Raw genomic sequence first — 7,803 nt, 5'->3', positions numbered from 1 at the left:
GATAAAGATAAACGGCTTTAACCTTGGGATCGGGGCGCATCATGGGCTGGCTCCAGAAAGAAAATCGGGAGCACAGCATCAGGTCGTACTTGGGTCATTTGAAGGTGGGGTTTATGGAGCGCTTACGTTGGGGCTAGGAGGTATTTCCTATGCGCCTTCTACATCAAAGACCCAAATCATATGGGTGCGAAATTTTTTATTGCACTTGAACGCCGAAGGGCATTACCGTCTTTCGACAATAACTGCTAGGCAAATACAATCTGCGTTCAATCGATACCATAAAAATGGTATGAGTGGAGAGCTTAACACTGCGGCGACTGTCAAACAGCGTATGGGAATAGTTAGCAAAATATATAGATTGGGCAGATATATTGATGATGGATTGATCGAAGATCCCTTTCCGGAAAAATATAGGAAGAGGATTTCTGTCGGTCTAAAGCTATCCTTAAAGTGGGAAGCTCCTCCAGAGCCGGTGTGTCTGATGCTTCTACGGGAGTCGATATCTTTTGTTGAGTTGATGGCTGAAGATATAATTCGTATTTTTATTAAGTACACCGTCGGCGTTGATGCTGCTCTGGGAGGAACAAGTTACGTCAAAAAAAAGGTTTCAATAGCAGCTAGAAAATTTATTTCCGATGAATCATTTTCAAATAGCGAAGCCGCGAATAAGTTTATTATCGGGCTAAACGCAACGAAACCCCAAGACATCGCGTTTTTATTGAGGCATCTGTTGAGTGCTTGCTTTGTTATTATAAGCTATACGTCAGGCGCTCGAGTTAGTGAAGTACGACGAGCGGGTATGGGGAGCATTAAACGGGTTGAACACATTGAGGGTAGGGAATATCCCTATTACTTTGCACCGAGATCAAAAAAGCGATTTGATGCTTATCAGAACGCGAGTAATGGGGGCGAGGATGACGATCACCCGTGGATTTTATCTCCCGCCGCGGAAGGTGCATTTAAGATTTTGGAAAGGGTATCGGAACCGGCTCGACTGAAAAGTGGACATAATAATCTATGGCTAGTAACAACGGGTAACGCTCTATGGCCATTCAGGCCTACGAAAGGATATGTGGTCGTCTCGGGATCTACGATCAACAAAAGATTAAATGATTTCGGAATTTTTATAGGATTAGAATCAAAAACAGGCTGGTCGGGTAAACTACATTCCCACATGGGCCGAAAACACTTCGCAAGATTCGTTGCTAAGCGAGATCGAACTGCCCTAGGTGATCTGGCAGTGCAGTATTCCCACACCTCTGCATTTAGTGTTGACATCAGTTATGCAAGTCCAGATTCTGAATTTAGACGATTAGTAAGGGAGGAATTAAATGTCGAAATGGAATCCATTGCTTCTGAGCTGGCAGGTTTATCACCAGATGATATCTATCTTAGTCCAGGCGCAAAAATAGGCGGTCGCTCTGTTGGTAAGTTCGTTGGGCAATTTAGAACCTCAAAAGAAGTAAAAATTCTTCTGGCTCGCGGGACGACGCTTGTTCCATGTCAGTGGGGAGTATGTATGTATAGACAAGAGACAAGCGCATGTAAGGGCAGTCGCCTGGAACCCAACCCTGCGGTAAAGTCCCCGGTAGTTTGCAAAGGATGCGCCAATTTTTTCGCTACACCAAAGCACTATCTTTGGTGGGAAAACTACAAGCAAGATAGCGTCAGATTGTTGAGGCAATCTAATATATCTTTACAGGCAAAGTTGATACTTGAATCACGCCTTGCAGAGGCGGAAGAAGTATTGAGTGATATTGGGAGGGCGGCAGGTGAGTAATACTAGAGCGAAGATAATAAACACTCTGTCTAATCTGTTTAAGTCAAACACTCAAGTCAGTGTGACTTTGCTAGCATCAGAGTCAGGAGTCAGTAGATCGTCGCTCTATAAATACTATCCAGATATTATCGCCAAATTAAAAGCGGACCACGATCGAAAGGAAATTCCCCCCATTGAACTGCAAGGCCTGAAACTTAGTATCCTAAGGCAAAAATTAGAAGAGCAACGCGATTTGGTAACGGCTCTTACAAGGATCTGCTCGGAGCAAATGATTGAGATTTCTGAATTGAATGCTCGTCTGCACGATGAGAAAGAATCGAAGGATCTAAAGATTGCATTCTTGCAAAGCCAACTGGCTAAAGGCAATAAGCCAAAACTCAAAACAGTGAAGTAACTGTGATTATTCGGACTTTGTCTGGTTTATTAAAGACAACTCTAGTCGCAATCTGTTAATCACATCTTCCTGTTTCATTGATTCTTCTTTGATTAGATAGCACCTAGCAAGAATGGTGATTGGATGCACCCCGATGCCAGATGCGAATTCATCCAGTTTTTCCAGAGACAGCGTTTTTAATCCCCTCTCAATATCGCTCACGTAGCTCTGGCTTGCCCCTACTTGCTCTTGGGATAAGCCTTTGCTAATTCTCGATTCTTTCAGTGCCTGACCTAGGGCTTTGCTCAATTCCAATTTGCATTCTCGCAAAAGGAATGATGAAGCCCTCATCGGCACAAAAGAGCTATACTCTGTAGAGTGTATTAATAAAAAATATATCGACAATTCTATTTTCGAAGATAGCAGTGTTAATAGAAGGGGGTTAAATGGAGCCGATTCAAAGCATCCTGGCGCGTAGTCAGTTGACTCGAAGCGTCATAGAGCTTCGAATAGGTCAAGATGTTGATGACTACTCTGAGTTTGATCGCGTAAATCATATTTCGATTTTGCTTGGATTTAAAAGTTTTTCTTCTTTTCAGTTTGTTATTGAATCGTGTGACGATGGCCAGTTTAATAAAATTGCACATGCGGTACTAAAGTCCATATGCCGTTTGCGACTTCCTCAGTAGACTGACCCATATTTTGAAATGGAGGTTCAGGGCAAAGATATTGTTGTTAATAGCATGTGGATTGGGCAGGACGGACTGAGAGAAATACGAGGTCCAAGACCTATGGTTAGTACGGTTCGAGCGGCTAATTTACGCAATAGGAATGAAAAGGTATATGTTCTAGAGCATGAGGAAGAATATAATTTGTGGCTTAACTACTGAATCGCCCCGGGTTTTCTAGACACTCTCCAGGCTCGCTGGACTGCCCCCGGCATCGTAGACATCTCCAGCCTATGCTTTGAGCATAGGAGGAAGTTTATGAGCACCCAACGATTCACGCCGGAATTCAAGGCAGAAGCCGTGAGGCAAGTTATTGAACGCGGATACTCCGTTGCGGAAACAGCCGAGCGCCTCGGCGTTTCGACCCACAGCCTCTACAAATGGGTCAAAGCCGTGACGCCTGACAAAACCGAGAAACAGGCCAGCGAGTTGCTCGAAGCCAAAAGCGAGATTTTGCGGCTGCGAGCCCAAATGCGACGCTTGGAAGAAGAGCGCGACATATTAAAAAAAGCAGCGCGGTACTTCGCCAGGGAACCCGAGTGAAATACCGCTTCATGAACGAGCACCGAGATCAATACGCGATCACTACGCTGTGTCGGGTTTTGCGAGTTGCTCGTGCCGGGTTCTATCAATGGCTACACAAGCCTGTTTCTGATCGCGAAAAAGAGAATGGTCGGCTGTTAGGGCTGATCCGCGACTCCTATGCGGCCAGTCGAGGTGTGTATGGCGCACGGAGGGTGTTTGCTGATTTGCGCGAGGCTGGAGAAAGTTGCGGCAAGCACCGTGTCGCGGCACTGATGCGCACCAATAAAATCAAGGCGCTCAGAGGATATAAAGCCCCGCGCGCAATCAAAGGCAGACCATCGATCATTGCCCCCAATCGACTTAACCGGGCCTTCACTGTCGATGCCCCTAATAAGGCTTGGGTGACCGATATCACTTACATCCGAACATGGCAGGGATGGCTATATCTGGCTGTCGTACTGGATCTCTACGCTCGCAAGGTGGTCGGCTGGTCAATGAAGCCAACGCTAGGCAAGGAGCTGGCGCTGGACGCGCTGCTCATGGCGGTATGGCGCCGTAAACCCAAAACCAGAGTCATCGTGCATTCGGACCAGGGTAGCCAATATGGTAGCGATGACTGGAAACGTTTTTGTCTGGCCAACCACCTCGAGCCGAGTATGAGCCGCCGAGGAAACTGCTGGGACAATGCCGTGGCTGAGTCTTTTTTCAGTAGCCTGAAAAAAGAACGCATCCGCAAGAGGATCTACAAAACCCGGGACATGGCCCGTGCCGACGTATTCGATTACATTGAGGCGTTTTACAACCGAGCGCGTCGTCACAGTCACCTGGGCGGCGTCAGTCCTGAGGCCTTTGAAAGTGCCTCACTTTGAGGCTGGAAAATGTCTACGATGCCGGGGGCAGTCCAACATTCATAAGGAAATAGATAATTAAGAGGCCCCGAAGGGGAGAGCACGCACGGCCCATCGTGTGTCCTTCGACCAGCAGTTTCTATGGTGCTGAGCCCCATATCGGCTGCTTGAATGGTCTAGGTGCGTTTTTCGGTTTCGACTAATCCTTACGAATTTTGCCAATTCCTACTCCACGTATTCGCCAAATTACAGCTCTGGCCTGGGTCAAGCTGACCTGCGTGTCCTCAAAAATTATCTTATATAGTTAATAGGGCGTGCGCAATTCTTTTTTCTTCAAAACCAGACCTAGATCTACAGTTTGTGTCCACCCGAAAAACCATGTCCTCAAACTAACATCTTGAATTAATTTGTTTGCACGTTCGTTCAAGTTTTTTTCTGAAATATGCCTCAAAGCTAGCTTCGCTATCTTTTGCTTCTCAGCGGGTGAAACATATGGGCACGATAGCAGATCAAAAAACATGAATACATTTTCTGCTTCGTCGGCCCAGCCTTTGCTGAGGAATCGAACAGAGGAGAACTCGACAGCGGTTGATACTAAATTATCGAATGCTGGTATACCCCCTATATAAGATAGTAAAAAAACTAACTGAAAATAGTCAAAGTTCTCCTTTATAGATATTTCCTGTTCAGGTCCGATATCAAACTCGAAAGTTCTTGATAACAACGGCATATCAAAAACGTACTCAACTCCAAATGTTCGCAGCACGATGAGTAAGTTCATCACCTCTATTTTGTGCTCGGGAAGGTCGTTATTCGCTTGGTTAATAATTAATCGGCCTTCGTCGACAATTTTTCTAATGAGTGTATCTTTTAAATCTGCGGGAAGAGGCTTCATGATCTTGGCGATCATGAGTATTATTTCCGAAATTTGGTACGTCTGTCTGACGCGTAGCGTCATTGAGTAATAGAAGAAAACAATATCAATGATGGCTGTTAAGAAAAAATATAGTGCATTATGCGCGGTATCGTTTTCAGATTTTATCTTCTTGCCTATCATCCTAGATAAGAATTTTTTGAACATTCCCAAGAAATAGTTTGCTGTTGCGTCATACGATCCCATCTCACCGATCGACCGTTTAACCGCAGTTATTGTCTGAACAACCGCAGCGGTGACGTTATCAATTCCTTTCAGAAATATTACGGTTGAATTTTTGCCGGACTCTTCATTTAGTTCTGATTTGAAATCGACGTACTTGTTAAAAAAAGAAGCGATATTAATGGATATATTATGCCGCGATATTGACGTACTGGTGATGTACGGTCTGACCTGGTCAGAAGTCTTACCATTGTTGATAGCGAGTTTGAATTCTGCAAGCGCGCCAGGAATAAGTTTCTTTAAAGCATCTTGCGCCGTAGAAGTGTTTGTGTAAATGAAGTAATCATCTACATAACGTCTGATGGTGTAGTCGGTATCCAATTGCAGTCCGAGTTTTGATGCTCTAGAAATTATGTCAAGATCTACTCTCTGAAGTATTATCTCCGCGAATATGCGGGATACTTCTGGACCAATTAGAATGCCTGCGGTTTCTCCGTGGTTAGCATTCTGGATTAGTTTGTCAAAGCTAGCTTCAAAAGAAGACTGCTGCTTGTTGCGCTTTGCATGCTCTTTGCTTTTTACAGCCCACGCAATGGTATGGGTGTAAATTCGGTTAAAACAATCTGATATATCCATCTTCGTTAGTTGTTTGAATTTCTTTTCTAATCGCAGAAACTCCAAAGAATCGTAATAACGGAAAAGAAAAGGAAATTTTTTGTACGCAAAGTAAGATGTTCCTGTGTTGGGTACTACCCCAAACCCATCTGCTGCCTCTTCAACATGATTATCTTTCCCAGTATTATTGCTGCTAGAAAGCGCTCGCTCTACATAGTAGCTCGCAATCGAGCATGGTGCCCTTAGGGAGAAGGGGCTTCTTTGGCATAGCCCGACAATCAAGTGATCATAACGAGAATAGAATAACCCCGTCTCCAGTTGTTGAGCAGGGTGCATTATAGCTAGGCCGCGCGATTCGTATGAGTTCTTACGTATTTTGTATTTGTATGGAATCGTTGGTTGGTTGTTGAAGATATCTAAACCGTGTTCTTCCTTAAGTTTGGAGAGTAATTTGTCTTTTGCGGCAAGATATAAACCTTCATTGGAGAAAAGCATCGGGACTTCATAAGGGAGTGTTTCCGTCAACATAGCCCTATATTCGTCGTTCTTTCTAATGCGAACTTTGTTGCTTGGCTGTTTATACATGTGCCCAAATCCGTTTTATTTCCAAGAGATGATCAGGTGCAAATGCCCTTACTATCTGCTTTTGGAAGCCCTGCATTAGGGAGATCTTCATAAGCTCTCGGCGCTCAGGCGCAGACAGGAGAGGGGAAAGCTTTCGGCCTAAAGAACCTTTCGCGCTGCAGATAGCTTTACGCAAAAAACTGTCAATATCCGTAAGATCGCCATAACGCTCTTTATCTACGAGCAGATGATTAAAATGGACGCCTGCATACAGTTTTCCTCGCGCAGAGTCTTTGCCGATATTGTAGTTGCTTGCAAGGAACGTAAGTCTGGATTTGAGCAAGAGATAATTTTTAGTTTGGCAGTAGTCAAACAGTGCAAGCATTATTCTCGTTTTTATTTTCTTGATCTTTTTTGAGGCAATTCCTACTTGTAGTTTTGTAGCTTTATCCTTGCTGTTAGATTTAAAGTCAAATTCGTATCCGAGGTACGTTACGCTTGAGCCGCCATCGCTTGTCTTCACCGGGCCTTTATGCTGATGGTGTAGTTCTAGAGTTTTTATCGGCTGGAAAAAAAGCCCATCCGGAAGGATAAGTTTCGGCGTGATATCCCCGGGGTCCTCATGAAAAAGCATGAAAATGTCATCAACATATCGAGTGTAAAAATAGCAGTTTGGAAGTTTTCTGCAGAATGCGTCAAATTCTCGCATATACAGCTCGGACAATGTTGAGCTAAGTGATATTCCGCGTGGTAGGCCTGCAGATTTTGTTATTGTTGGATTGCAAAATAGATTATTTAAGATCTTCTTTGATTCGTATGACAACCGATAGTCGTTTCTGACAAGATCAAGAACTTTTCCTACTGGTATCGATTCAAAAAATTTGGCTATGTCATATTTCCGCAACCAAAACTCGCCACCTTCGTTCAAAAGGACTTTAATTTGTGGCAATATACTATTTCTGTCCGTGGTCTTTATGCTGAACACACGTTTTATGTTGTCGTTCAGCTTTCTTAACGCGAAGTCGTCAACAATGCATGCCGGTGATATGACTTCGCCATGCGTCATCTTCTTTCTTTTAAAACTTGAAAAGGCGTAGCTGTCTTTTCCTATAGTTTCTTCAACTGTAGTTAATTTTGCTCTGTAGTCGTCGGTACCAGTGCCCATGTCATATCTGAAAATATCCTGCCTAGTTAAAAGCCGCATGAAATTTTTAGAAGAAAAATGTTGATTCAGCATTACTCGCTCCCTGCCTATAGGTATTTCCTACCGATTT

6 protein-coding genes are annotated in these 7,803 nt (G+C 44.1%); 3 read left to right on the top strand and 3 right to left on the bottom strand.

Features of this window, described 5'->3' with window-relative positions:
* Together BLL38_RS31140 and BLL38_RS21665 are read left to right on the top strand one after the other, a co-directional pair.
* A partial coding sequence (locus BLL38_RS31140) for a hypothetical protein (RefSeq protein ID WP_165448672.1) occupies window positions 1-1,780 on the top strand: 1,780 nt, incomplete at its 5' end.
* Window positions 1,773-2,174: a TetR/AcrR family transcriptional regulator gene (locus BLL38_RS21665; RefSeq protein ID WP_130898253.1), complete on the top strand. Its 402-nt coding sequence runs from the start codon at window positions 1,773-1,775 to the stop codon at window positions 2,172-2,174. The genes BLL38_RS31140 and BLL38_RS21665, both read left to right, overlap by 8 nt.
* Before the next feature lie 6 nt (window positions 2,175-2,180).
* On the opposite strand, the gene BLL38_RS21660 is transcribed toward BLL38_RS21665, so the two are convergent.
* Window positions 2,181-2,468, bottom strand: coding sequence for a helix-turn-helix domain-containing protein (locus BLL38_RS21660; protein WP_076964284.1), 288 nt, complete (start codon window positions 2,466-2,468; stop codon window positions 2,181-2,183).
* A gap of 671 nt (window positions 2,469-3,139) precedes the next feature.
* On the opposite strand from BLL38_RS21660, the gene BLL38_RS21645 reads away from it, so the two are divergent.
* Window positions 3,140-4,275 (top strand): IS3 family transposase gene (locus BLL38_RS21645; protein WP_207303160.1). Its coding sequence is split into 2 segments (ribosomal slippage): window positions 3,140-3,392 and window positions 3,392-4,275, totalling 1,137 coding nucleotides; the frame shifts between segments, so codons are not numbered across the junction.
* Window positions 4,276-4,558: 283 nt separating this feature from the next.
* Here BLL38_RS21645 and drt3b read toward each other — a convergent pair.
* Together drt3b and drt3a are read right to left on the bottom strand one after the other, a co-directional pair.
* Window positions 4,559-6,550 (bottom strand): antiviral reverse transcriptase Drt3b, encoded by a 1,992-nt coding sequence (gene drt3b, locus BLL38_RS21640; RefSeq protein ID WP_076964274.1) that lies wholly within the window; start codon window positions 6,548-6,550, stop codon window positions 4,559-4,561.
* A complete protein-coding gene (gene drt3a / locus BLL38_RS21635) occupies window positions 6,543-7,766 on the bottom strand; it encodes an antiviral reverse transcriptase Drt3a (RefSeq protein WP_076964273.1) in 1,224 nt (407 codons plus the stop codon). The genes drt3b and drt3a overlap by 8 nt, the downstream gene beginning before the upstream one ends.
* Window positions 7,767-7,803: the final 37 nt, after the last annotated feature.

This window comes from Pseudomonas gessardii, assembly GCF_001983165.1.
GTDB lineage: Bacteria > Pseudomonadota > Gammaproteobacteria > Pseudomonadales > Pseudomonadaceae > Aquipseudomonas > Aquipseudomonas gessardii.
Note: the sequence above shows the minus strand (reverse complement) of the source record. Positions and strands in the feature narration are given on the sequence as shown.

Bases quoted from the DNA above. Each gene is read 5' to 3' on its own strand.
- drt3b (WP_076964274.1), bottom strand. From the start codon at position 6,550: ATGTATAAACAGCCAAGCAACAAAGTTCGCATTAGAAAGAACGACGAA.
- drt3a (WP_076964273.1), bottom strand. From the start codon at position 7,766: ATGCTGAATCAACATTTTTCTTCTAAAAATTTCATGCGGCTTTTAACT.